The organism is Micromonospora sp. NBC_00389 (assembly GCF_036059255.1).
Classification (GTDB): domain Bacteria; phylum Actinomycetota; class Actinomycetes; order Mycobacteriales; family Micromonosporaceae; genus Micromonospora.
Genome location: NZ_CP107947.1, coordinates 1476214 through 1501186, shown reverse-complemented (window position 1 = coordinate 1501186; position 24973 = coordinate 1476214). Strand labels below are relative to the sequence as shown.

The following is a 24973-nucleotide window of genomic DNA, read 5'->3' as shown; positions in this document are numbered from 1 at the left end:
GGATGAACCTGCTGATCGCCGGTTTCGCGGTCTTCATCATGCTCGCCGGTGTCGGTGTGGTCGGGTTCACCTACTACTCGACCAACGTGGTGCTGCCCGACGAGATCACCCCGCCGCAGGCGACCACCCTGTACGCGTTCGACAACAAGACTCCGATTGCCAAGGTGGGCGATCAGAACCGCACCCTGGTCACCATCGAGCAGATCCCGCAGTGGGTGCAGGACGCGGTGGCTGCCGCCGAGGACCGGAACTTCTACCGGCACTCGGGTGTGGACTACAAGGGCATCGCCCGAGCCGGCTGGAACAACCTCTCCGGCGGCGACAAGCAGGGTGCCTCCACCATCACCCAGCAGTACGCGCGCAACGCCTACGACAACCTGAAGGACGACACCTACGCCCGGAAGGTGAAGGAGGCGATCCTCGCCTCCAAGCTGAACGACGAGTACACCAAGCCGCAGATCATGCAGCACTACCTCAACGTGATCTACTTCGGCCGGGGCGCTTACGGCATCGAGGCGGCGGCGCAGACCTACTTCGGCAAGTCGGTGAGCGCGCTCAAGCCCGACGAGGGTGCGGTGCTCGCCGCCCTGATCAAGCAGCCGGAGCCGAGCTCCTCCCACCAGGGGTACGACCCGGCGATCAACCCGACCGCCGCCCAGGATCGCTGGAACTACGTGATCGAGGGCATGGTCAAGGAGGGCTGGCTGGGCGTGGCCGGCAAGCCGGAGCGGCCCGCCGCCTATCCGAAGAACATCAAGGCCCCGAAGAAGGGCGGCATCGGCGTCGACTTCGGCGTGGACACGCCGTACGGCAACGTCATCAACTACGTCCGGGAGGAGATGCGCGACAGGGGCATCTGCGTCGACAAGGAGACGCAGGTGACCGACACCAAGCCGCTCTGCTCCCAGGCGCTGATGGCCGGGGGCTACCGGATCCGCACCACCATCGACACCAAGATGCAGCAGGCGGCGGTCGAGACGGCCCAGCGGAAGGCCAAGGGCTCCGAGTTGGCCGGCCAGCCGAGCAACCTCATGGCCGCAGTGGTCGCGGTCGACCCGCGAAACGGTCGGGTGGTCGCCTACTACGGCGGTGACAACGGCACGGGCACCGACTACGCCGGCAAGAACACCGACTCCACCGGGGCGGTCAGCGGCGGTCACTCGCCCGGCTCGAGCTTCAAGATCTACACCCTGGCGGCCGCGCTCAAGGCCGACAAGGCGCTCGAGTCCCGGTGGAAGGGCAAGGCATTCACCCCGGAGGGCACCAAGTTCAAGGTCAGCAACGCCGGCGTCGACAACCCCTCCTGCGGCAACTCCTGCACGCTCAAGGTGTCCACGCTCAAGTCCCTGAACGTGCCGTTCTACCACGTCACTGAAGAGATCGGCGCCGACAAGGTGGTGGACATGGCCAAGCAGGCCGGCGTCACCACCATGTGGCGCACCGACACCAACCCGGCGAAGGCGTACGACCTGACCAAGGCCGACCCGAAGGCCATCACGCCGGAGCCGTTCTTCAACGTGGTCGGCTACGGCCAGTACCCGATCACGGTGCTGGACCATGCCAACGGTGTGGCCACCTTCGCCAACGGGGGTGTCTACAACAAGGCGCACTTCCTCTACTCGGTGGAGAAGCAGAACCCGAACACCGGCGAGTGGGAGAAGATAACTAAGGGCAGCGAGAAGCTCGACTCCCAGCCACGCATCGACAAGGACGTGGTGGCCGACGTGACGTCGGTGCTGAAGGACTATCCGGCCGCCGTCAACCACCGCCTCGATGACGGCCGCAAGGCCGCCTCCAAGACCGGCACCTGGGAACTCAAGGGCGACAGCTCCGACAACGGCGACGCCTGGATGATCGGCTACACGCCGCAGTTGGCCACGGCGGTCTGGGTGGGCAACGTGAAGGACCGGAAGCCACTCATCCTCAAGGACAAGCGCAAGGTCAGCGGTTCCAACCTCCCGGGTGACATCTGGGAGCGGTTCATGGACGAGGCGCTGAAGGGCAAGGACAAGCTCGACTTCCCGCCTGCGGCGAATATCGGCGACGCGAACTCCGGCAACGGCGAGGCGGCACCGCCACCCCCGACCCCGCCGGGAGGTCTGCCGGGTCTGCCCGGCCCGCCGACCTGTGACCCGCTGACCAACCCGTTCTGCCCGCGCACCGACGGCAACAACGGCGGCAACAACGGCGGCGGCAACGGTGGCAACAACGGCGGCGGCAACGGTGGCGGGCTACTGCCCAGCCTGCCACCGACCAATCGGGACTGACCCGCCCCGCTCCACGACGCCGCCGCCGGCCGGACGACCTGTCCGGCCGGCGGCGGCGTTTCCGTACCCGGATCTGGCGCGCCGGGACGGGACGAGCACCCCGGTCGTACGGCAGGATGCCTCTTCATGAGCACCCAGTCGACGCCCGGCATCGACGACGCCGGAACCACCGACCACCCGTCCCGCTCCGACGGGTTCGTCCGCGGCATCTCCGGCGTAATCGGCGGGCCGCTGGGCGACCACGCGACGGCGCTGGACCGGCCGGCCGGCGGGGAGCGGCGGTTCTGGACCGCCGTCCGGATCGTGCTGGCTCTGGCCTGCCTCACCCTCGCCCTGCACTGGGTGCAGAAGTCGCCGTGCCAGGACGGCGCCTGGCAGAACAACGAGCAGTACACCCGGTTCTGCTACACCGACGTGCTCGCCCTCTACTACGCCGAAGGGCTCAACGAGGGCAAGGTGCCCTACCGTGACCACCCGGTCGAGTATCCCGTGCTGACCGGGTACTTCATGGGGGCGCTGGGCCTGCCGGTGCACGCCCTCGGCGACGGCGACCCCAGCATCAACCAGGGTCAATGGTTCTACAACCTCAACGCACTGGTGCTGGGTGCGCTCGCGGTCGCCACCGTGGCGGTGATCCTTGCGCTGCGCCGCCGACGACCCTGGGACGCCGCGCTGTTCGCGCTCGCCCCGGCGCTGCTGCTCACCGCCACCGTCAACTGGGACCTGCTCGCCATCGGGCTGGCCGCGTTCGGCCTGCTGGCCTGGGCTCGGAAACGGCCAGCGTTGGCTGGCGTGCTGCTCGGTCTCGCCGGCGCGGCGAAGCTCTGGCCGCTGTTCATCCTCGGCCCGATCCTGGTGCTGGCATTGCGGGCCGGCCGGCTACGCGCCGCGCTCATCGCCGTCGGCAGCGCCATTGCCGCCCTGGTGCTGGTGAACCTGCCGGCCGCGCTGGCGTACCCGGAGAACTGGGACCGGTTCTTCGAGCTGAACAGCACCCGGCCCATTGACTGGGGAACGCTCTGGTACATCGGGCGCTACCTGGATGGCAAGGTTGGCGGCGACCCCACCCGGCTCGGCCCGTTCGAGTGGCTCAACGTCAACATCCCCACCCTCAACACCATCTCGTACGCCCTCTTCGGGCTGGCCTGCCTCGGCGTGGCCGTCCTGGCGCTGCGCGCGCCACGCCGACCGCGGCTGGCCCAGCTCGCCTTCCTGGTCGTCGCCGCGTTCCTCATCTTCAGCAAGGTCTGGTCCCAGCAGTTCGTGCTGTGGCTGCTGCCGCTGGTGGTGCTGGCCCGGCCGAAGTGGGGCGCCATCCTGGCCTGGCAGTTCGCCGAGATCTGCTACTTCGTCGCCTTCTACGGTGAGCTGCTCGGCGCGGCGACCAGCCGACCAGTGTTCCCGGAGGGTGTGTTCGTGCTGGCATCGACGTTGCGGTTGGCCACCGTGGTGGTGCTCTGCGTGCTCGTCGTCCAGGAGATCCTGCACCCCGAGCGGGACGCGGTACGGGCCACCTATGCCGACGATCCGGACGGCGGCGTGCTCGACGGCGCGCCCGACGAGCCCTGGCTGGATCGATGGCGCCGTCCCGCGAACAAGCCCGCACCCGAACCCGCCGCCACCACCTGAACCGCGCGGGCTCCCCCGCAAACCCGCCCGGTACGTAACCGCGTCAGAGCCGGTAGACCACCGCGTCGTCGATTTCCTGCCGGGTGATGCCCAGCGACTCGACCGGCGTGTCGATGGTGATCTCCCACGGCGTGCCCGGCACCTGCCCGCGCAGCAGCACCACCGTGCGGACGCCGAGCGTGCGCAGGTAGTCGACGCTGGTCTGGTCGGGGAACGACTGGCTCACCCGGCGAACGTCGTCGAGCTGGCGCGGGGTGAAGCCGCTGCCGCCGTTCACCACGTCCGGGAAGCCGCTGGTCGACCAGAGCATCACATGCTGGTCCAGGCTCTGGTTGCTGGGCAGCACCAGCAGCGGCCCCTCCGCCGTGCGGAGCGCGGCCGGCTGGGTCGGCACCACCGGATGCGGGGTGGTGTTCAAACCCTCGATGGTGACCAGCAGCAGCGGCAACAGGGTGGCCAGCCGCAGCCACGGGCCCGGCCAGGACGGGATCCGCTGCGCGGCCAGCTCGCGGACCCGGTCGGTGAGGGCGGTGACCGCACCCGCCGCGAGCAGGGCGAGCAGCAGCGTGGTCCAGAGCATCAACCGCCCGGGGGTACGCAGCGCGCTCCAGCCCGGCACGTGCTCGAAGAGCGGGATGTAGGTGAAAGTGCCGTCGAAGAAGCGGGTGCCCATCGCGAAGGCCATGGTCACCAGCACCCCGGCGAGCAGGAGCAGCCGGTGCCGTAGTCGCCAGACCGAGAAGAACAGCCCGCCTGCGGCCAACGCGTAGAGCACGAAGCCGGGCAGGAGGGTCATCTCGGGGTGCCACGGCAGCGCCGCCCGGGCGCCCTCGTGCAGCCCGCCCCAGATCCGTGACTCGGCGGGCGCGGTCACGAAGCCGGACGCCGGCGGAGAGAAGATGCTGATGTCGGCGACCGTGCGCTCGGCGTTCGGGTGCAGCTCGGTCACCTTGAAGAACGGGATCGCCATCAGCAGACCCACCCCGGCGAAGAGCACTCCGCCGACCAGGTCGGCGACGAACAGCCGACGACCGAACGGCAGGGCCTGGCCGGTCCGGAGCCGCCGCGCGTAGAAGAGGACTGCGGCGACCACGATCGCGCCGGCCAGGAAGTATGCGAACGGCAGGCCGATGCCGAAGCCGAGGGTGAGCTGCCAGGCCGCCACCAGCCAGCCGGCGTAGACCCAGCCGTCGTGCCGACGCTCGGGTCGGTAGCCGTGCCGCAGCGACCAGCCGTGCCCGCGCGCCAGCATGGCCAACGCCAGAGGAATGCCGCCGTTGGAGAGCACGTGCAGGTGCCCGGCCTGGGCCAGCAACCACGGCGCGTAGGTGTAGGCGACCCCGGCGACCGCGGCGCCGATCCGGCCCGAACCGAGCTGCCGGGCCAGCGCGTACGCCCCGAGCGTGGCGAGCGCGTGCGCCAGCACGAACATGATGTTGTAGCGCAGCACCGCGTCCTCGGGGCCGCTGCCGAGCATCCCGGCGGGGGCGTAGCCGAGGAGCGTGTCGGAGAACGCGAAGCTCCACAGCTCGGGGAAGAACGTGTTGGACTGCCACAGGTGCGCCGGGTCGGTCAGCAGGATGTGCCCGGACCAGGCCATCTGCCAGGCCTGCAGGCTCGGGTCCCAGTAGTCCTGCGGGAGGGTGTAGCGCGGGTAGCGCAGCGTCGGCCAGGTCATCAGCACGGCCAGCGCCAGCGCGCCCAGGGTGGCCAGGGTCCACTCGTGGATCAGGAACCGGCCGACGGCCCGGGCCGCCCGGCTGCGGCGGGTCGCCACCGGCTCCGGCGCGGACGCGAACGCATCCCAACGCTCAGGTCCTACCGGCTTCCCCTCGCCGTCGCCATCTCCCGCCGCCTCGCTCTTCCCGGAGTCGTCCTTTTCGGAGGGATCCTTGGCGGCATCCTCCGTGGCGGTCTCGCTCTTGGCGGTCTGGCCCTTAGCGGTCTTGCCCCTAGCGGTCTTGCCCCTAGCGGTCTTGCCCCTAGCGGTCTCGCCCTTGGCGGTCTCGCCCTTGGCGGGATCGGGCTTGGATGCGCCGTCCGTCGCGGTGGCGGCCTTGGCACTGGTGTCGGGAGCGGCGTCCGCCCGCACGTCGTCGTCCTTGGCCGTGTTGTTCTCGGCCACGGCGTCCGAAGGCGCGCTGGCCATGCGGGAGGCGGCGTCCGCTTTGCCGTCCTTGGCCCCGGCGTCCGTGCCGCCGTCCTTGGCCCCGACGTTGCCGACGGCGCCCGAGGTGGCTGTGTTGGACGCCGTGCCGGCGGTGCGGACGACCGGGGTGGGGGTGCCGGTGGCGGGCGGGGTGGCCGGTCGGATGTGGGTGTCCCCGGTGGGGGTGGGCCGGGCGCTCCCGGTCCCGGGCTGTCCGGTCGTCATGCTGCCGAGCCCAACTGCTGGCGGAGGAAGTCGATGTCGGCGGCCTGACCGGTCACGCCGCCCGGCGTCTCGACGACCACCGGCGCTCCGGCCGCGCGGATCACCGCGACCACCAACTCCGGGTCGATCGTCCCGCCGCCCAGGTTGTCGTGCCGGTCCTGGCCGGAGTTGAACGCGCCCTTGGAGTTGTTGGCGTGCACCAGGTCGATCCGCCCGGTGATCGCCTTGATCCGGTCGACCAGGCCGAGCAACTCCTCACCGCCGGCGTACGCGTGGCAGGTGTCGAGGCAGAAGCCGACCTCGTGGTCACCGATGGCGTCCCACAGTCGGGCCAGCGCGTCCAACCGGCGGGCGCAGGCGTTGTCGCCGCCGGCGGTGTTCTCGATCAGAACCGGGACGCCGAAGCCGCCGGAGTCGGCCGCGTACGCGAATGTCTTGCGCCAGTTGTCGAAGCCGACGGCCAGGTCGTCGCCGGCGTTGACGTGCCCACCGTGGACGATCACGCCCTTGGCGCCGATGGCGGCGGCGGCGTTCGCGTGCCCGAGCAGCAGCTTGCGGCTGGGGATCCGGATGCGGTTGTTGAGGGTGGCCACGTTGATGACGTACGGCGCGTGTACGTAGAGATCGATCTCGGCCGCGCGTAGCTGCTCTGCGTCCTCCCGCGGCTTGGGCGCCTTCCACCCCTGTGGGTCAGAGAGGAAGAACTGCACGGTGTCGGCGGACCGGGCGGCCGCCTCCGCCAGCGGGTCGGTCGAATCGACATGGGCTCCGATACGCATGCGAGCGAGCCTACGTCGCGACCCCGACGGGTGGGGCGATGGCCGGTGCGGTGTTGGACGCTGGCCGCGTCACCGGACGGACCGACGATCGTTGATGGGATGGAACCGGCGGCCAGCGCCCGGTACCGCCGTCGGCGCGAGCGCCGCGAACGGCAGCCGGGGCCGACGGACCGACAGCGAGGTCACCCCCGCCGCGCGGCCCGGCGCGGCGGGGGGAGATCCCTCGACACACCAGATTCCGACCGATGAAGAATCTCGGAAATTTGTGCTTTTTCCCCCGGCAAGGTACGAGAGCTGTTGTATCGTCAGATAACAACACGATAAAGCTCCGCGGGGCGTCTTCGGTCCAACCTCATCGGTGTGGTCGTTCCTCCCCAGGTCCCACCCAAGGAATGCGGACGGGACGCCCCGCGGCCTCGTTGACGGGGGTCCACCACCGACCGGTGACGGTCGGAACGGTGGGCCCCCGTCGGCACGTCCGGGCGCTGACCCGACCACCCCGGGCATGATCGTTCGGACCGGGTATCCTGGTCAGGTTGTCCGCGTCCGGCCGGGTTCCCCCGGCGCGTGCGGGCAGCGACGCACGACCTCCTGCCACGGAAGGACCGTGGCCGCTTAGCCCACAGGAGGTGAGCACGTCTTGCGTCATTACGAGATCATGGTGATCCTCGACCCCAGCCTCGAGGAACGCACCGTCGCCCCGTCGCTCGACACGTACCTGAACGTGATCCGGACCGCGGGTGGCTCGGTTGAGAAGACCGACGTGTGGGGCCGCCGGCGCCTCGCGTACGAGATCAACAAAAAGGCCGAGGGCATCTACGCCGTCGTCGACCTGCAGGCCACGCCTGCCGCCGTGGCCGAGCTGGACCGTCAGCTCCGGCTCAACGAGTCCGTGCTGCGCACCAAGGTCATCCGGCCGGAGATGCGCTAAGCATTCAACCCGGTTCGCCCGGATCAGCCTCCGCGGCTCTGTCGTACGGCTCTGGGAGCCTGTACGACGAGACGCTGAGTGCGCGAGGAGATGGTCATGGCAGGAGACACCACCATCACGGTCATCGGCAATCTGACCGATGACCCCGAGTTGCGGTTCACCCCGTCCGGTGCGGCGGTCGCCAAGTTCCGGGTCGCTTCGACGCCCCGTTTCATGGACAAGACCACCAACGAGTGGAAGGACGGCGAGCCGCTCTTCCTGGCTTGCACCGTGTGGCGTCAGGCGGCGGAGCACGTCGCCGAGTCGCTGCAGCGGGGCGCCCGCGTGATCGTCTCGGGTCGGCTGCGTCAGCGGTCGTACGAGACCCGCGAGGGTGAGAAGCGCACGGTCATCGAGCTTGAGGTCGACGAGATCGGCCCGTCGCTGCGCTACGCCACGGCGAAGGTGCAGAAAATGTCCCGCTCCGGCGGCGGTGGCGGCGGCTTCGGTGGCGGTGGCGGTGGTGGCAGCCAGGGTGGCGGCGGAGGCAACTTCGACGACCCCTGGGCTTCGGCCGCACCCTCTCCCGCGCGTGCCGGTTCGGGCGGCAACTTCGACGAGGAGCCTCCGTTCTAATGGCGCCGAGCGCCCGCGATCGCAAACCAGGAGCACGTGCAATGGCCAAGGCTGCGGCACTTCGCAAGCCGAAGAAGAAGGTGAACCCGCTCGACAAGGACGGGATCACCTATATCGATTACAAGGACACCGCGCTGCTGCGCAAGTTCATCTCCGATCGCGGCAAGATCCGCGCTCGGCGGGTGACCGGCGTGACCTCGCAGCAGCAGCGGCAGATCGCCCGTGCGGTCAAGAACGCCCGTGAGATGGCGCTCCTGCCGTACACGGCTACCACCCGCTGAGAGGAGGCACCGATATGAAGATCATCCTGACTCAGGAAGTGTCCGGCCTCGGTGCCCCGGGCGACATCGTCGAGGTCAAGGACGGCTACGGCCGTAACTACCTGCTGCCGCAGGGCTTCGCGATCGCCTGGACCAAGGGCGCGGAAAAGCAGGTCACGGTCATCAAGCGGGCCCGCGGGGCCCGCGAGATCCGCGACCTCGACCACGCCAACGAGGTCAAGGGTCAGCTCGAGGGTCTCAAGGTCAGCCTGAAGGCCCGCGCCGGCGACGGCGGGCGGCTCTTCGGCTCGGTCACTCCGGCCGAGATCGTCGACGCCGTCAAGGCATCCGGCGGCCCGGTCCTCGATCGGCGCCGGCTGGAGGTGCCCGGTCACATCAAGTCGACCGGCAGCTACCCGGTGAAGATCAAGCTGCACCCCGAGGTGACCGCGTCGTTCAACCTGAACGTCGTTCAGGGCTGACGCCAGCGACACCACCACGAAGGCCCGTACCGATCGCTCGGTACGGGCCTTCGTGCGTACCCGTCGTGGCACCCGCGCCTGGTCAGCCGATCGGCTGACCGGTCACCGCGCTGATCAGCACCGTGGAGAGACCGCCGCCCACCACCGCAGCGGCGACCGCGATGGTCGCCGAGCGCCACGTGGTGCCGACCCGACGCAGCAGCACCGCCACCACCAGACTGCTCACCAGCGCCAACCCGAAGCGCGGCGAGCCAGCGAGCAGTGACTCCAACGCACGCGACCGGGGCGAGTCGCACCCACCCCCACTGATGTCGGTGACACAGCCGGCCGGCGCCTGGCCGTCCAGAGTCAACAGCCAGACGAAGATCAGCATCGCCGGCACGAGGTAACAGGCGGCGGTGTACAGCATCGGCCGGAAGGGCCCACCCGGATCCGGGTCGAGCAGGTCGTCCTCCAGGCGCCGAGCCCACGCGCCCGAGGCCGCCGACTCGACCCGCCGACGTACCGATGCCGTGCCGACCGGTGGCTGGTCCGCCCGACGCCGTGGACCACCACCACGCGGTACGGGCGCGCTGCGCGGGCGCGGAGCGGTGTACCCGACCACCGGAGACCGGGGTGCCGACGTCGCCGGATCCATCCACCGGGGGTCATCACCAGCCAGTCGGGTGCCGGACCAGAACCCCTCGGCCCGGCTCGGCCAACCCTCCGCCGCCACCGACCGGTCGGAGCGTGGCGGCAGCGTCCGATCCCACTGGTCGTCCTCGATCGCGGACCGCTCCCACTGACCGGTGCGGTCGGACCGCTCCCAACCACCGATGCTCTCCGCCTGCGACCACTGCCCGCTCAGGTCCGTGTCGTCCGCACCGGCAGCCGGCGGCCACGCGTGCACGCCCGAGGCGTCCCACGGGTCCACCGCTGGCGCGTACGACGGCTCGGGCTCGACCGCCCGCTCGGGCCCCCGCTCCCACGGGTCGACCGCCGGCCGGGACCAGGACTCCTCCGCAGCCCGGCGGCTGCGCCGGGTGGGCCGGTCCGCATCCCGTCGGGGCGCCGGCTCGGCCGGAGCGGCCTCCAGGTCACCGCCGGACCAGATCACCTGGGGACGGCCGGCAGGCGCACGGCGGGGACGGCGGTCCGGGACCGCGCCGGAGACCGGCTCCTCCTCCGCCGCCGAGTTGGCGCGCCGGCGCCCGGCGTACCCCTGCTCCTGCGGACGGTCGAGCGTCCACTCCTGGGTGTGATCCGAATCGGGCGCCGCACCGATCGCCGGCCGCTCCCGCCAACTCGTCTCGCTGACCCGTCGCCGGCTGCCCGTCGTATCAGTGGCTCGCCAACCGGCCCCGGAACCCGGCCGCTCAGGCTCGACCTCGTCGTCCGGCGCGGCGTGCCGGCCAGCGCCGTCCGCGTGCCGGACCCCCGACTCCAGCGCCCACCGGGGCAGGTAGGCGTCCACCGGCTCATCCTGCCCACGGTCCAACGCGCGCCGCCGACTGGAGGTGCGATAGCGCCCGTCCTCGTCGTACGGGTCGACCGGAAGTGGCGGCGCGGGCTCACCCCACGAGGTGGTCGGCTGGCGCTCGCGCGGGCTGCCCTCCCCGCGCTCCCAGTCCCGGTAACTCACGGCCGGAGTGTGACCCTTCTGAACCGAAAGCGGAATCCGCTGTCCAGGTGAAGCCGTTCGCTGGAGATAGTACGGGACGATCGTGTCACAGGCCCGACCGAAATATTCTCCTCCACAGGCTGGGGATCACATAACCCCAGGTCAGCGAGGTGTGGCCGAGAATTCCCCAACAGTTGTCCACAGCCTGTGCACACACTGCGCACATGCTTGCCCACCAGCATCCACAGGTTGTCCCGAGGCTCGTCCACCGGCGTTGTTGAGTCGCTGACCTCGGGGTCCGTATGGTTGGCCCCCGACCGCCGGCGCGATGCCCCCCGATCGACCGGCCCGGTCGGACGGAAATGTCGTACCCCGGCGATAGAGCTGGGATCGGATCCGGCGCAGTGGAGGGGGGACCCGTGTCGGTCACCGACGACATGCGGGCGGAGCCACGCTCCGGCGGCCAGCCGCCTGCGCAGCGAGACGGCCAGTTCGACAAGACCCCGCCGCAGGATGTCGCGGCCGAGCAGTGCGTCCTCGGCGGCATGCTGCTCTCCAAGGACGCCATCGCCGACGTCGTCGAAATCCTCAAGACCAACGACTTCTACCGGCCCGTGCACGCCACCATCTTCGACATCATCCTGGACATCTACGGCCGGGGTGAGCCGGCTGACCCGATCACGGTGGCGGCCGCACTGACCGACTCGGGCGACCTGGCCCGCATCGGCGGCGCGCCCTACCTGCACACCCTCATCGCCAGCGTGCCCACCGCCGCGAACGCCGCGTACTACGCGCGGATCGTCAGCGAGCGGGCGGTGCTGCGCCGGCTGGTCGAGGCCGGCACCAAGATCGTGCAGCTCGGCTACGGGACGGCCAACGGCGGCAGCCGCGACGTCGACGACGTCGTGGACCTCGCCCAGCAGGCCGTCTACGACGTCACCGAACGCCGGGTCAGCGAGGACTTCGCGGTCCTGGCCGACATGTTGCAGCCCACGCTGGACGAGATCGAGGCCGTGGGGGCGCAGGGCGGGATGATGACCGGCGTCCCGACCGGCTTCACCGACCTGGACCGGCTGCTCAACGGCTTGCACGCCGGTCAGTTGATCATCGTGGCGGGCAGGCCCGGTCTCGGAAAGGCGCTCGCGCTCGATACCCCGCTGCCGACTCCGGATGGCTGGACCACGATGGGTGACGTCAAGGTCGGCGACAGGCTCATCGGCGCCAACGGGCATCCCACCACGGTCACGCACGCCTTCGAGGTGCGTCACGACCGCCCTTGCTACGAGGTCGAGTTTTCCGACGGGTCAGTCCTCGTAGCCGACGCTGAGCATCTGTGGAAAACCACCACCCGCGCGAGCCGCAGAGCGGGCGACGTCAGGCGTCGCAACCACTGGCGCCCGGAGACCGTCGAACGACTGCGCTCCGCCGCCACAACCGCCTCGACCACGGACACCGTCACCATCCACGAGTTGGCTAGCTCCATTGGGGCGGAGCTTGTGCACACGGCCCATCGGGTCGCCCGCGAGACGCCGCAGGGAGTTTCCTACACGATGCGCGGCAGGCCAGGTGCGCGGCCCGCGCGCGCGTATCCCGCCCGAGCGCTTTATGGGAGCTTGCTCGACCGAGTTGAGCGGTGGACCTTTAACCTCGCTGACAACGTGCAGCGGGACGTCTTTACGACCGAGCAGATTCGGGCGACGCTGCGCACGGAGACGGCAGACCGTCGCCTCAATCACGCGGTCGCTAACGCCGCCCCCCTCAACCTCCCCGATCGATTCCTCCCGATCCCGCCGTACACTCTCGGCGCCTGGTTGGGTGACGGCACCAGCGCTGACAGCCGGATCACGACCGTTGACCCCGGTATCCTCCGGCGCATCGAAGAAGACGGCTTCGAGATCAGGCAGTCAAGCGTTGTCTCGACCCTCTACACGATCCTGCCCAAGAGCTGCCCGGTCTGCGACAGGCGTCGAAATGGCTGCGTGGCATGCGGAAACCGCCCTTCTTCCCTGTCACGAAGCCTGCGCAACTTGGGAGTTCTGAACTTCAAGCACATACCCGGTGCCTATCTGCGCGCGTCCGAAGGGCAGCGCCGATCCCTGCTTGCGGGACTGCTTGACACCGACGGGACTGTTACCAGCACGGGGAACGCGCAGTTCACCACCACCTCGGAGCGGCTGGCCGCAGGTGTGTACGAGCTGATCGTCAGTCTGGGTTACCGCTGCTCGGTCAGTCGCAAGGCGGTCAGGGGGCGCAAGCTGGATACGTCGGTCGCGTACAACCTGAACTTCACGACCACGGACGAGGTCTTCGGGCTTGCCCGAAAGCAGGAGGCGCACGCGGCGCGCCGGCGGGCGGAGGGTACCGCTCGAACGGGGAGCCGCTTCATCGTGGACGTCCGGCCGGTTCCCAGCGTGCCGGTGCGGTGCGTGACCGTCGACAACGACGATCACTTGTATCTGGCCGGCCGGGCCATGATCCCGACGCATAACAGCACGGCAAGTATGGACTTCGCCCGACACGCTGCTATCCGTGCCAACCAGGCGGCCGCCATCTTCTCGCTGGAAATGAGCAAGGTCGAGATCGTCATGCGACTGCTCTCCGCCGAGGCACGGGTGCCGCTGCACGTGTTGCGCAGCGGGCAGCTCTCCGACGACGACTGGACCAAGCTGGCCCGGTGCATGGGCGAGATCAGCGAGGCACCGCTCTTCGTCGACGACACGCCGAGCATGAACCTGATGGAGATTCGGGCCAAGGCCCGCCGGCTCAAGCAGCGACACGACCTCAAGATGATCGTGGTCGACTATCTCCAGCTGATGACCTCGCCGAAGCGCACCGAGAGCCGGCAGCAGGAGGTCGCGGACCTCTCCCGTGGCCTGAAGCTGCTGGCCAAGGAGGTCGAGTGCCCGGTCATCGCGGTCAGTCAGCTGAACCGTGGCCCCGAGCAGCGCACCGACAAGCGGCCTCAGTTGTCCGATTTGCGTGAATCGGGATCAATTGAGCAGGATGCGGACGTTGTGATCCTGCTCCACCGCGACGACTACTACGACAAGGAGTCGCCGCGGGCGGGCGAGGCGGATTTCATCATCGCCAAGCATCGGAACGGCCCCACCGACACGGTGACCGTCGCAGCCCAGCTGCACCTGTCCCGCTTCGTCGACATGGCCATCGTCTGATCGGCGCGGCACATCCCGCGGCGATCAGCCGAGCAGCGGAAACCAGCCGGCCGACTCGCCCAGCTCCAACCGGTCCCGATCGGTGAGCGGGAGCCTGCCGGTCGTCTTCAGCAGGAACTCGTGGTCGTCCCAGCCGGTGGGGCGCACTGTGTCGTCGCTCAGCAGGCCGTCCACGGCGGTCACCGCGACCCGTACCGCCAGTGGGCCGGGCGGCGGCGCGCCGGGCAGTTCCGGCGTCAGGTCCAGGTGGTGCACGACGGCCTCGGTGGTCAGGGTTGCGAGGAAATCCGGTAGGCGCAGCACGTGGCCCTGTGTGGCCACGTACCCCGTCGGGTCGGCCGCCCTGGCGGCCCGGACCGCCGCCGGGGCGGTCTCCGCCCAGAGTTGGACGATCCCGGTCGGCCGGTCGAAGGCGGCGGCCGCTCGGCGGACCCACCAGGCGTGCCGGCCGTCGTCAACGCCGCCAGCGGGGAAGCCGCGCCAGTAGCTCACGTCGTCCACGTCGGCGGGGCCGGCGGCAGGGCTGGCCAGTGCGACCAGGGCTCGTTGCGCGTCGCCGAGCAGATGGAAGAGCAGGTCCGCGACGAGCCAGCCCTGGCAGCGGGTGGGTCGTTGCAGGTCTGCGTCGTCCCGGCCGTCGACCACGGCGGTGATCCCGTCGTACGCCTGAGCCAGCGCCTCGTGCGGCTGGATCGCGGTCATGCGATGCAGCCTCGCACGGACCCTTCCGCCCGCCAACCGTTGGCGACGGTGGCGGTGGGCGATGCGCCCGGGCCGACCCGTGGATCGGCCCGGGCGGGTTGACGGTCTCGGCTCAGCCGAACATCTCGTCGAGGAAGCCCTTGCGCTTCTTCTGACGGTAGTGACCGTGGTAGCCCTGGTGCTGCTGACCGTGACTGCCGTACGCCGGGGCCGGCTGGTAGCCGTGGGCGGGCGGGGGCGGCGGCGGGGGAACGGCACCGTAGCCGGGCTGGTGCTGTGCCGGGGCGTGTGGCGGCGGGTAGCCGCCCGGCTGCTGCGCGGGCTGCGGCGGGGCGCCGCCGGCCTGCTGGCGGCTCCAGTTGGCCTCCGCCTCGAACAGCTTCTCCAACTCGCCGCGGTCGAGGAAGATGCCTCGGCACTCCCCGCACTGGTCGATGACGACGCCGCTGCGCTCGTACTGACGCATTTCTCCATGACACTTGGGACAGGTGAGACTCATCATCCGAAGGTACCCGGTCGAGTCACGCGGTCGCGGTAAGCGACTCGATCACCTCGTCGTCGGACACCTCGTGGAAGTCCTCGAAGTAGACGCTCACCGCGCCGAAATCCGGCGGGCGCTGGGCGCAGACGACCTGGTCGGCCTCGGCGGCCAGCAGTTCGTACGCCTCCTGCGCGCCGACCGGGACCGCGACCACCACCCGGCGGGCCCCGAGGTGGCGGGCGACCTCCACGGCGGCTCGCGCGGTCGCGCCGGTGGCCAGCCCGTCGTCGACGATCACCGCGGTTCGTCCGTTGAGGTCCAGCGGTGGGCGACCGCCCCGGTAGAGCCGCTCCCGGCGCTCCAACTCGGCCTGTTCCCGCTGACTGACCTCGGCGATGTCCTCGCTGCTGAGCCGGCCGGCCACCGCGTCGTTGAGCACCTGCACGCCGCCCGGGCCGAGCGCACCGAACGCGACCTCCCGGGCCCATGGCATGCCGAGTTTGCGGACCACCAGCACGTCCAGGGGTGCGCCGAGCCGTTCGGCGACGACCCGGGCTACCGGTACGCCGCCGCGGACCAGACCGAGGACGACGACGTCCGGTTCGCCGATCAGTGCGGTGAGCCGCTCGGCGAGCACCCGGCCCGCCTCGGCCCGGTCGCGGTAGGTGGTCATGCCTTCAGGTCTACGCCCTGCCGCGTCGTTCTGCCCGGCAGTTACGCCGAAGTGGTCCGACCGGACAGTTCACCGGGCATCGGGACGGTCGCCGCGTCGGGCTCGCGGTGCAGGGCGGGCGCCCAGGTGAGCAGGGCCAGCGGGTACAGCAGGTAGCCGAACCGGGTCGTGGGCATCAGGGCGATCGCGACGAGCAGTCCGTACCCGCAGATCAGCGCGGTGGCGACGGCGGTGCGGGGCGGACGGCGGGCGAGCCGGACGGCGATGGCCAGGCCGGCCGCGACCAGCAGCGCGGCGGCGATCAGCCGGCCGGCGGGCAGCCCGGAGGCGATCAGGTAACCGGGGAACGGGGACTGCGCGGGGCTGGTGACCAGGCCGTGGCCGAGCGGGAAGCGCAGCACGTTCTCGGTCAGCGCGTCGTGGTCGACCAGGAGGGCGGGGATCAGCGCCGCGACGGGCAGCCCGATCGCGCCGGCGGCGACCCGGGTGCCGGCCCGCCGGGTGAGCCCCCAGACGATCAGGACCAGGGCGACCGGCCAGGCGAACAGCTTCAGCGCGCCGGCCAGGCCGACCGCGAGGCCGGCCCGGCCGGGGCGGTCGGCGGCGGCGAGCGCGAGGGCCAGCAGGCAGAGCGCGAGTACGGGTAGGTCGTCGCCGCCGGTGGCGAGGGTGAGCGCGCAGATCGGCAGGACGGTGGCGGCCTGCACGCCTCGCAGCAGCGCGGCATTCCGCCGGTGAGCCGTGTCGGCGGAGGTGGCCGGTTGTGCCCGGCGGGCGGTGGTTGGCGCGGCGCGCAGGGCGGCAACCGCCAGGGCGAGCGCCAGCGCGGTGCCCACCGCGAACCAGACCCGGGCGTCGGTCCACCAGGTGTCGACCAGGGCCCTGGGCAGGCCGAACATCGCCATGCCCGGCTGGTACGGGGTGTAGCCGAGCAGTTGCTCGCCGGGCGGTAGGGCGGCTATCGCGTCGGGTCCGAGGTAGGGGGTGCCGTGCTCCAGCAGGCGGTTGCCGGCCTGCTCCACGACCAGCACCTCCTCCTGCGCCCGGTCAGTGCGTCCGGTGGCCCGCTCGATGCTCTGCCACAGCAGAGGCAGCAGCGCAGTGCTCGCCCAGGCGAACCCGGTGACCGCCCAGCGGGCCGGCAGACCTACCAGCCGGGAGGGAGGGGTGCGCCGGCGCAGCAGGAGTTGGACGCCCACCGCCACCGCCGCGACCAGGTAGCCCACAGCGGCGATCCCGCCCCAGGCGCGGTGCGGCAGCAGCGTCGAGGTGGCCGCGGTGATCGCGGCGAAGACGGCCGAGACGGCGTAAAGGCCGAGGTCGAGAGTGAGACCGTCGGCGGCGGAGTCGACCCTGCGCCAGTGACGACGGAGGGTGGTCGGGGCGTCGGCGATCACGCGCGCCAGTCTGGCAGACCACCCTGGCCGGCCGTCGGGTCAGGCGGGGAGGTGCGGAACGCGGTCGGGTCGGCCGCGGCCGTTCTGGCGGCGGGTCTGGCTCAGTCGGATCACCGCGCCGGCGTCGTGCAGGGGCGGTGCGAGGGTGCCCGGGCGTCCACCCGAGCCGCGCTGCAATGCGGCGAGCAGGGTGCCGGCCGGCATTGGCCGGGCGAACAGGTGCCCCTGGCCGGCGGCGCAGCCCAGCTCCCAGAGGGCCCGCCGCTGCGGCTCGCTCTCCACCCCCTCGGCCACCACGTCGAGGTCGAGGCTGCGGCCCAGGTCGAGGGTGGAGCGGATGACGGCGGCGGCCTCCGCCGAGCTCTCCATCGTCGTCACGAAGCTTCGATCGATCTTCAGCTCGTGCACGGGGATCCGGGAGAGCAGGGAGAGTGAGGAGTAGCCGGTGCCGAAGTCGTCCAGCGCCAGCCGGACGCCTTCTTCGCGCAGCCGGCTCAGCACCCGGTCGACCACGTCGAGCTGGCTGAGCGTCAACGTCTCGGTCAACTCCAGTACCAGCCGGTCCGGCGGCAGGTCGTGGGCGCGCAGGCGGGCCAGCACCGAGCCGGGGAACCGCGCGTCGAGGAGGCTGCGCGGGGACACGTTGACCGCGACCGGCACGTCGAAGCCGGCGTCGCGCCAGCTGGCCGCCGCGATCAGTGCCTGGTCGAGGATCGCCTCGGCGAAGGCCGGCAGCAGACCCGAGCGCTCCACCGCCTCCAGGAAACGCAGCGGATCGATCATGCCGTGGGTGGGGTGGTGCCAGCGGGCCAGCGCCTCAACGCTGGTCACCTCGCCGGTGCCCAGGTCGACGATCGGTTGGAAGTTGACGACGAACTCGTGGTCGGCGACCGCCCGCGGCAGGTCACCGCCGAGGGTGAGGCGGCCCAGGTCGGCCGTGTCCCGGGTGGGGGCGTACGTGGAGATCCGTTGCCCGGCCCGCTTCGCCTGGTACATCGCCACGTCGGCGCGGCGCAGTAGCTCGGCCATGCCGCCGCTGGCCGGGGCGGCGGAGATCCCGCCGCTGGCCTCGACGCTGATCCGCATGCCGTCCAGCTCGAACGGCTCGTGCAACGTGGCGAGCAGCGCCTCGGCCCGGTGCGCGGCCACCGCCGGGGCCGGCAGCCCGCGCAGGAGGACGGCGAACTCGTCGCCGCCGAGGCGGGCCACCAGGTCGCCACCCTGGGCGGCGCCCCGCAGCCGTTCGGCGACCTGCACCAGCACCTGGTCGCCGGCGGCGTGCCCGAGCGTGTCGTTGACCTCCTTGAAGTGGTTGAGGTCGATCAGCACGAGCGCGGTCACACCGTCGGCGTGCCGGGCGCTCAAATGCTCGGTGCCCTGGTCGAGCAGATGCCGCCGGTTGGCCAGGCCGGTCAGCGCGTCGTGCGCGGCCGCGTACGCGTGTTCGTCGGCAACCCGGGCCAGCTCGGCGTACGCCTGGGCGTTGCGAACCGCCGTGCAGAGCGCGGAGGCGAAGGTCCGCAGGGTGTACTGCTCCCGCTCGGAGAGCTGCACCGGGCCACGGAAGCGCAGCCGCAGCACGCCGATGTCGGCTGAGCGGTCGTGCCCCTCCAGCGGCGTGGGGACGATGGTGCCGTCCACGTCGGTGGGGGTGCCGCTCGGGCCGTCGAAGGTGATGCCGCCGGTGCCGCCGCGTACGGTGCGGCCGCCGTCGCGCAGCTCGATCTCGACCTCGTCGGCGGAGAACAGCTCGGCGGCCTGGGTGACGGCGGTGGTGAGAACGTTGTCGAGGTCGACCACGTTGAGCGCGTCGGTGGTGCGGGCGAGGCGCTGCCACGCCTGCTGCTCGGTCCTGGAACGGATTCTCGTGGAGTAGGCCAGGTGCAGGCTGAGCACGAGCGGCGGAACGGCCACCAGGAGTCGTGGGTCCGCCCGAAGGAGGAGCAGGGTGCAGACGGCGACGAGGAACCGCAGCGCCGAACCGACGCCCCGCAGGTCCCAGTTGGCGCGGAACTGCTGACGAACGCTGCTACCGGACGCTATCGCGATGACCGGGATCGCGATGATCTCGTCGAGCAGTGTGGCGGTCAGGTATGCGAGGGCTACCGGGCCGACAAGGTCGATGAGTCTCGAGGGGGGCCATGCCCAGTCCAGCGCCACGAGGGTCAGCCCGGCACCGGCGGCGACGAGGGCGTTCTTCCCGATGCTGAACGCCATTTTGATCGCCGGTAGACGCAGGACCGCGAAAGCCACTGCCACCCCAGCTGCCGTGCACAGCACGACCCAGGACGCCGGAGCGACTGCCACCCCGACGACGATCGCCGCCTCATTCCAGGTGATCGAGTGTGTGGTCGATCGGATTCTCACCCTTGCCTTGACCATGGTGGCAACGGCGATCATGGAGATGAGTGCTACGACGGTGGCGACTTCGTTAACGGTTGCCGGTGGATCGGAGAAAGCTCCCACCAGGGACAGTGCACAGACCGCCGCAGCCGTAACGACGATGACGCCAATGATCAGAGTCAGTCGTCGATGATCTTCTTGGTCGTGTTGCGCTTGGGAAGGCATGCCGCTCCCGAGGGTGCCCGGTTCGCTCCTGGCACCGTAGCGCACGACGAAGGGCCAGCGGCAGGCCCGCTCGTTGTCACATCCACTCGTTGCCGCGCATGACTACCTCCCGAGCATTCAGGCATTAGTAGCGACTCAGGGATTCGCCATTAATGCACCGACTTGCTGACGGGGATAGCCTAGTGGAGATATAACCCGGTACAGGCTGTCATATGTCTCTATGCGCAACATTAGCCAACTGGGAGACGGTTTGTAACGTTCTGTCCGCACTCCTGAGCGCACCGTTGAGGTTCACACTTCCATCAGGAGCCGTTGCTCACCGCCTTAGGTTGGAATCCGATGGGTTGTGTCTGCGTATTCTCCCCAGTCTGACGGCTTCCCCCCTGTTGCAGCATCTGGAGTTCGGCCAGAGGTAACAACCTGTTGGGCGTGGTGCTCGTCTGGAATGCCGGGGCAGGCGCAATCAATGGCCCGGCCGGAACTAGGCGTACCCCTGCAGCTTGCGCTGGGGTACGAAAGCCGCAACCTGCAGTAGGCATCCTGCGGCGCGCTGGCCAGGCTGGGTCGTTTGCCATCGATGAACGTTCCCGTCAGGTTGGCATCGGCCCGTTACGTTCGGTGCCCGTAAGCTTCGTCGCGTGAGCGACTGAATACTCCGCTGGAGCAGGGGGGCGAGTGGAGATTCAACTTCTGGGCGGCCTCTCGGTGCAAGTGCCCGCGCGCAAGGTGCACCTTGGTACACCCAAACAGCAGGCCGTTTTTGCGATGCTCGCAGTCCAGCCTGGTCAACTGGTGACACTGAACGACCTGGTCGACGAGTTGTGGCCCGCCGGCCCGCCGCCTTCTGCTGTTGCGAATGTCCGTAGCTACGCCGCCAATCTGCGCCGGACGTTCGAGACTTTCGAGTCCGGCCGGGGTGTCATCGTCCGGCAGCAAACGGGTTACCGACTCGTCCTGAGGCCGGATCTGATCGACGTATTCCGTTTCGAGATGGAACGCCGCGCAGGTCGGGAAGCCCTGACGGTCGGCCGTCCGGACCGCGCCCTGGAACTGCTGGGGCGTGCCGTGGCGCGGTGGCAGGGGCCGATGCTCGCCGGCATCCCGCTCGGGCCCGTGCTCACCGCGCGCACCGTGGCCGCCGAAGAGGAGCGGTTGTTGGCCGTGGAACTCCTCGCCGACGTACAGCTGAGGTCGGGACGGGACGACCTGGCGATCCCGATGCTGCGAGAGGTCGTCGTGCGTCACCCTCTGCGGGAGCCGGCGTACGTCCTCCTTATGCGGGCGCTCTACGAGCGGGGCGATCATGCAGGAGCGCTCATCGTCTACGACGAGATCCGGACGAGGCTGGCGGCGGAACTCGGAGTCGACCCGGGGACCGACATGCAAAGTCTCTACGGCACGATCGTCACGGTGGCTCTGCCTCGGCACCCGGCGAACAGCTCCGTATCCCAGCCGGCTGCCCGGGGTGAGCTCTCCGCCCCGAGCGCACCCGCTCCGGCGGGTGTCCCGATGCCCCACGGATCACGGCGACCCGACCCGGTGGATCATCTCCCCCGAGCGGTGACCGACTTCGTCGGTCGGGAGGACGTGTTGTCGAGCCTGCTGGCGGAGACGCGGCGGGTGGAGGATCGCGTCCCGGCCGTGCACATCATCGACGGCATGGCCGGCAGTGGTAAGACGGCCCTCGCTGTGCACCTGGCTCGCCAGTTGTCCGAGCGATACCCGGATGCCACGTTGTACATCGACCTGTGCGGGCACGGTGAGAGGAACCGGGTGGAGCCCTCCACCGCCCTGGTCGCCCTGCTTCGTCAGCTTGACGTACCGGCCGAGCGGGTTCCGGTCGAGTTCGACGCCCGAGTCGAGCTGTGGCGGCGTGAGCTGGCCCGCAGAAGGTCCGTGATCGTTCTCGACAACGCCGCCAGCAGCGATCAGATCCTGCCCCTCCTGCCGACCGAGCCGACCACCGTCGTGCTCGTGACGTCGCGACGGCGACTCGCCCACCCGGACATCGGGCCGTCGCAGACCCTGCCGGTCATGACACCCCAGGAGAGCGTGGATCTACTGGCCTTCAGCGTGGGCCAAGACCGGGTTGAGGCCGAGCCGGAGGCGGCCGCCGAGGTGGTCCGGCGATGCGGCCACCTCCCACTGGCGATCCGGCTGGCTGGAGCCCGGCTGGCCCATCGGCGTGGCTGGCGGCTGGCGGATCTTGCCGGACAGATGGCCGGAGGTGCGCCAGCGCTGCCACATCTGGCCCAGGGGGAGAGCACCGTGGCTGCTGCCTTCGCTGCCTCGTACGAGCCTCTCCCGGAGTCGATCAGGCGAGTCTTTCGCTTACTGGGTCTGTATCCCGGCACTCGGCTCAGCCCGCCGGCCGTCGCAGCGCTAACCGGCCTGACGGTGGCGGAAGCTCACGCGGCTCTCGACGAACTCGTAGACCGGAACCTGGTGGAGGATCTGGACTCCAGGCGATACCGGCTGCACGACCTCGTCCGCCAGTACTGCGTCGAGCTCTGCTCCCGCTCAGATTCTCCGAGCGACCGGAGGATGGCACTGGGTCATCTCTTCGATTTCACGCTGGAGGTGGCCCTGAGGGTCGCCGAGTCGCTGGAGCCCGGGGTCAGAGCGCAGATCCCTTCGCCCCCGTCCGCACGGCTGGAGCTGGTCAAGGCCCTCGGTGAACGGACCGTTGACTGGTTGGAGGCGGAGCGGGCGGACCTGGTGACACTGGTGGTCTCAGCGCACGAGTCGGGCTTTCACCAGCACTCCTGGCGACTCGCCCGCGCCCTCTGGCGTTTCTGTTACATCCGTGGGTACTTCGAGGACATCATCCTGACCCACCGGCACGCGCTGGCAGCGGCGGAGGCCACCGGGGACGTTGACGCGATGGCGTTGATGAACAACTACCTGGCCTCCGCCTACGTAAGAACCGGCGACAACCGGGGAGCACTGGACCACCTGACCCGTGCCGTCTCAATCTCGCGCAACTCGCGGGACCGTTTGAACACGGCGCGGTACCGCGCCAACCTCGCCGCGGTCTACTGGTGGAGCGGCAACCTGACCGAGGCGGTGGCGGTTGGTCTGGAGAGCCTGCGTGACTACAAGGGTTACGGCAACGTCGGGGCGCCGATGGTGCTGCCAAACCTTGGCATAGCGCTGACGACGTTGGGACGTTACGAGGAGTCGTTGCGGATGCATCGCCTGCACCTGGCCTGGGCCCGGACGAACTCCGACGATTTCCACATCCTCAACGCCCTCAGCCACATCGGTGCGGTACGCCTGCGTATGGGCGACGTTCCTCAGGCGATCCGGATCCTCATGGCCTCGTTGGCACTGCGTGACCGGACCGGCCACCGATACGCCGAGGCGGAGGTGCGCAACGACCTCGGGATCGCCTACCGGGGCCTCGGCCGTCTCGCGGATGCCCAGCAGGAGCACGAGGTGGCTCGGCAACTGGCGGTCGGTTCGGGGGAACGGCATGTCGAGGCGGCGGCGTTGAACGAACTCGGTCGTACTTTGCGAGCCCAGGGGCGGGACGGTGAGGCGGTCGAGATGCACCAGGCGGCGTTGCGGCTGGCGACCCGGATCGCGCACCCGCACGAGCAGGGCAGGGCCCTGGCCGGGCTTGCCGAGTACTTTGCCCACGTCGACCCGGCGGAGGCGCGACGGCACTGGGAGCGGGCCCTGGCGATCTTCCGCCGGATGGGCGTGCCGGAGTGCTTCGACGCCGAGCGCCGCCTCGCCGAACTGGGTGACAACGCCCTGAACGTGGGCCACTGACCTGCCCGAACGGCTCTTATCGATTTCTTATCGCCTGGCCCGGTAGCTTCTCGGCCGTATCGGCGAACGGGGGAGGTTCTGCCCGTGGGCAGAACCGGGTCGTCGACACTCGCCCGCTGCCAGGTCCCCCCAGCGACCTCGGCGGCGGGTTGGTGAGGGAGGAGCGGCGTACCGCCGGTGCGTCGACAGCACCCCGGCGCGGCCGGCACTCGGTCGCCGCTCCTTCCGAGCACCAGGCCGTCGTACCGCACCGATAGGCTCACGACCGTGACCGAACCCGCGCAGCTCAGCCACGTCGACCGCGCTGGCGCGGCCCGCATGGTCGACGTCTCCGCCAAGGCGGTGACCGGCCGGCTGGCCGTCGCGGCGGGCCGACTGCGGACCACGCCCGAGGTCGTCGACCTGCTGCACCGCGACGGGTTGCCCAAGGGCGACGCGCTGGCGGTCGGCCGGCTGGCCGGGATCATGGGCGCCAAGCGCACGCCGGAGCTGATCCCGCTCTGCCACCCGATCGCCCTGCACGGCGTCACCGTCGACCTGCAGTTGACCGCCGACACCGTGGAGATCACCGCCACCGCCCGCACGGCGGACCGGACGGGCGTGGAGATGGAGGCGCTCACCGCGGTCGCGGTCGCCGGTCTCGCCCTGGTCGACATGGTCAAGGCGGTCGACCCGGCGGCCTCGGTGGAGGCGGTCCGGGTGCTGCGCAAGGAGGGCGGCAAGACCGGCGAGTGGGTCCGACCGGAGGACCGGCCGTGATCCGGGCGCGGGTGATCGTCGCGTCCAACCGGGCCGCGGCCGGCGTCTACGCCGACACGAGCGGCCCGCTGCTCGTCGCCGGTCTCCTCGAGCTGGGCTGCCAGGTCGACGAGCCGGTGGTGGTGCCCGACGGTGAGCCGGTCCGCACGGCCTTGGAGGACGCCCTCGCCGATGGCATCGATGTGGTGCTGACCAGCGGTGGCACCGGGGTCACCCCGTCGGACCGGACACCGGACGTGACCCGGGCACTGCTGGATTACGAGATTCCCGGCATCGCCGAGGCGATCCGTGCGTACAGCCGCGACCGGGTGCCCACCTCGGTGCTTTCCCGCGGTCTGGCCGGGGTGGCCGGCCGCATGCTGGTGGTCAACCTGCCCGGCTCGACCGGTGGCGCCCGGGACGGGCTGGCCGTGCTCGGGCCGATCCTCGGGCACACCGTCGACCAACTTCGCGGCGGAGACCACTGACCGGTCCGCGGCCAGGCCCGGCGGGTGTCGGTCCATCCC

General features: G+C 70.2%; 18 protein-coding genes. 10 read left to right on the top strand and 8 right to left on the bottom strand.

The annotated features are described in order from the left end of the window. Window positions 1-2: 2 nt before the first annotated feature. Both OG470_RS07155 and OG470_RS07150 read left to right on the top strand, forming a co-directional pair. Window positions 3-2267: a transglycosylase domain-containing protein gene (locus tag OG470_RS07155; RefSeq protein WP_328421968.1), complete on the top strand. Its 2265-nt coding sequence runs from the start codon at window positions 3-5 to the stop codon at window positions 2265-2267. A gap of 126 nt (window positions 2268-2393) precedes the next feature. Continuing rightward, window positions 2394-3896, top strand: a complete 1503-nt coding sequence (locus OG470_RS07150; RefSeq protein ID WP_328421966.1) for a glycosyltransferase family 87 protein — start codon at window positions 2394-2396, stop codon at window positions 3894-3896. Window positions 3897-3939: 43 nt separating this feature from the next. Here OG470_RS07150 and OG470_RS07145 read toward each other — a convergent pair whose 3' ends face one another. Then, window positions 3940-6045 carry a hypothetical protein gene (locus OG470_RS07145; RefSeq protein WP_442931181.1) on the bottom strand — a complete coding sequence of 702 codons (2106 nt, stop codon included), beginning with the start codon at window positions 6043-6045 and terminating at the stop codon, window positions 3940-3942. A 221-nt stretch (window positions 6046-6266) separates the two neighbouring features. After that, the gene (locus OG470_RS07140; RefSeq protein ID WP_328421963.1) at window positions 6267-7049 is read right to left on the bottom strand and encodes a deoxyribonuclease IV; all 783 of its coding nucleotides are present in this window, start codon (window positions 7047-7049) and stop codon (window positions 6267-6269) included. A gap of 640 nt (window positions 7050-7689) precedes the next feature. Between OG470_RS07140 and rpsF the strand changes: the two genes are divergently transcribed. The 4 genes from rpsF to rplI all read left to right on the top strand — a co-directional run bounded on the left by rpsF (window position 7690) and on the right by rplI (window position 9337). After that, window positions 7690-7980: a 30S ribosomal protein S6 gene (rpsF, locus tag OG470_RS07135; RefSeq protein ID WP_007073791.1), complete on the top strand. Its 291-nt coding sequence runs from the start codon at window positions 7690-7692 to the stop codon at window positions 7978-7980. 78 nt (window positions 7981-8058) lie between these two features. Then, window positions 8059-8595: a single-stranded DNA-binding protein gene (locus tag OG470_RS07130; protein ID WP_201749186.1), complete on the top strand. Its 537-nt coding sequence runs from the start codon at window positions 8059-8061 to the stop codon at window positions 8593-8595. 41 nt (window positions 8596-8636) lie between these two features. Beyond that, entirely contained in the window at window positions 8637-8876 is a 240-nt protein-coding gene (rpsR, locus tag OG470_RS07125) for a 30S ribosomal protein S18 (RefSeq protein ID WP_013289355.1), read from the top strand. A gap of 14 nt (window positions 8877-8890) precedes the next feature. Further along, a complete protein-coding gene (gene rplI, locus OG470_RS07120; RefSeq protein ID WP_328421961.1) occupies window positions 8891-9337 on the top strand; it encodes a 50S ribosomal protein L9 in 447 nt (148 codons plus the stop codon). Window positions 9338-9419: 82 nt separating this feature from the next. On the opposite strand, the gene OG470_RS07115 is transcribed toward rplI, so the two are convergent. Beyond that, the gene (locus OG470_RS07115; protein WP_328421959.1) at window positions 9420-10958 is read right to left on the bottom strand and encodes a hypothetical protein; all 1539 of its coding nucleotides are present in this window, start codon (window positions 10956-10958) and stop codon (window positions 9420-9422) included. 383 nt (window positions 10959-11341) lie between these two features. Between OG470_RS07115 and dnaB the strand changes: the two genes are divergently transcribed. After that, window positions 11342-14110, top strand: coding sequence for a replicative DNA helicase (gene dnaB, locus OG470_RS07110; protein ID WP_328421957.1), 2769 nt, complete (start codon window positions 11342-11344; stop codon window positions 14108-14110). 24 nt (window positions 14111-14134) lie between these two features. Here dnaB and OG470_RS07105 read toward each other — a convergent pair whose 3' ends face one another. The 5 genes from OG470_RS07105 to OG470_RS07085 all read right to left on the bottom strand — a co-directional run bounded on the left by OG470_RS07105 (window position 14135) and on the right by OG470_RS07085 (window position 19931). After that, the gene (locus OG470_RS07105; RefSeq protein ID WP_328421955.1) at window positions 14135-14812 is read right to left on the bottom strand and encodes a maleylpyruvate isomerase N-terminal domain-containing protein; all 678 of its coding nucleotides are present in this window, start codon (window positions 14810-14812) and stop codon (window positions 14135-14137) included. A 112-nt stretch (window positions 14813-14924) separates the two neighbouring features. Continuing rightward, entirely contained in the window at window positions 14925-15314 is a 390-nt protein-coding gene (locus OG470_RS07100) for a zf-TFIIB domain-containing protein (protein WP_328421953.1), read from the bottom strand. Window positions 15315-15333: 19 nt separating this feature from the next. Next, entirely contained in the window at window positions 15334-15966 is a 633-nt protein-coding gene (locus OG470_RS07095; RefSeq protein ID WP_328421951.1) for a phosphoribosyltransferase, read from the bottom strand. A gap of 41 nt (window positions 15967-16007) precedes the next feature. After that, window positions 16008-17360, bottom strand: coding sequence for a glycosyltransferase family 87 protein (locus tag OG470_RS07090; RefSeq protein WP_328426189.1), 1353 nt, complete (start codon window positions 17358-17360; stop codon window positions 16008-16010). A 42-nt stretch (window positions 17361-17402) separates the two neighbouring features. Beyond that, window positions 17403-19931 carry a putative bifunctional diguanylate cyclase/phosphodiesterase gene (locus tag OG470_RS07085; protein ID WP_328421949.1) on the bottom strand — a complete coding sequence of 843 codons (2529 nt, stop codon included), beginning with the start codon at window positions 19929-19931 and terminating at the stop codon, window positions 17403-17405. A 765-nt stretch (window positions 19932-20696) separates the two neighbouring features. Between OG470_RS07085 and OG470_RS07080 the strand changes: the two genes are divergently transcribed. The 3 genes from OG470_RS07080 (at window position 20697) to OG470_RS07070 (ending at window position 24934) form a co-directional block, all read left to right on the top strand. Beyond that, the gene (locus tag OG470_RS07080) at window positions 20697-23708 is read left to right on the top strand and encodes an AfsR/SARP family transcriptional regulator (RefSeq protein WP_328421947.1); all 3012 of its coding nucleotides are present in this window, start codon (window positions 20697-20699) and stop codon (window positions 23706-23708) included. A gap of 267 nt (window positions 23709-23975) precedes the next feature. Then, the gene (gene moaC, locus OG470_RS07075; protein WP_328421945.1) at window positions 23976-24467 is read left to right on the top strand and encodes a cyclic pyranopterin monophosphate synthase MoaC; all 492 of its coding nucleotides are present in this window, start codon (window positions 23976-23978) and stop codon (window positions 24465-24467) included. Continuing rightward, on the top strand, window positions 24464-24934 hold the full coding sequence (locus OG470_RS07070; RefSeq protein ID WP_328421943.1) for a MogA/MoaB family molybdenum cofactor biosynthesis protein: 471 nt from the start codon (window positions 24464-24466) through the stop codon (window positions 24932-24934). Before moaC ends, OG470_RS07070 begins: the two co-directional genes overlap by 4 nt. The last annotated feature ends 39 nt before the right edge of the window (window positions 24935-24973 follow it).

Bases quoted from the DNA above. Each gene is read 5' to 3' on its own strand.
- OG470_RS07155 (WP_328421968.1), top strand. From the start codon at position 3: ATGAACCTGCTGATCGCCGGTTTCGCGGTCTTCATCATGCTCGCCGGT.
- OG470_RS07150 (WP_328421966.1), top strand. From the start codon at position 2,394: ATGAGCACCCAGTCGACGCCCGGCATCGACGACGCCGGAACCACCGAC.
- OG470_RS07145 (WP_442931181.1), bottom strand. From the start codon at position 6,045: ATGGCCAGCGCGCCTTCGGACGCCGTGGCCGAGAACAACACGGCCAAG.
- OG470_RS07140 (WP_328421963.1), bottom strand. From the start codon at position 7,049: ATGCGTATCGGAGCCCATGTCGATTCGACCGACCCGCTGGCGGAGGCG.
- rpsR (WP_013289355.1), top strand. From the start codon at position 8,637: ATGGCCAAGGCTGCGGCACTTCGCAAGCCGAAGAAGAAGGTGAACCCG.
- rplI (WP_328421961.1), top strand. From the start codon at position 8,891: ATGAAGATCATCCTGACTCAGGAAGTGTCCGGCCTCGGTGCCCCGGGC.
- OG470_RS07105 (WP_328421955.1), bottom strand. From the start codon at position 14,812: ATGACCGCGATCCAGCCGCACGAGGCGCTGGCTCAGGCGTACGACGGG.
- OG470_RS07100 (WP_328421953.1), bottom strand. From the start codon at position 15,314: ATGATGAGTCTCACCTGTCCCAAGTGTCATGGAGAAATGCGTCAGTAC.
- OG470_RS07095 (WP_328421951.1), bottom strand. From the start codon at position 15,966: ATGACCACCTACCGCGACCGGGCCGAGGCGGGCCGGGTGCTCGCCGAG.
- OG470_RS07085 (WP_328421949.1), bottom strand. From the start codon at position 19,931: ATGCCTTCCCAAGCGCAACACGACCAAGAAGATCATCGACGACTGACT.
- OG470_RS07080 (WP_328421947.1), top strand. From the start codon at position 20,697: ATGCTCGCAGTCCAGCCTGGTCAACTGGTGACACTGAACGACCTGGTC.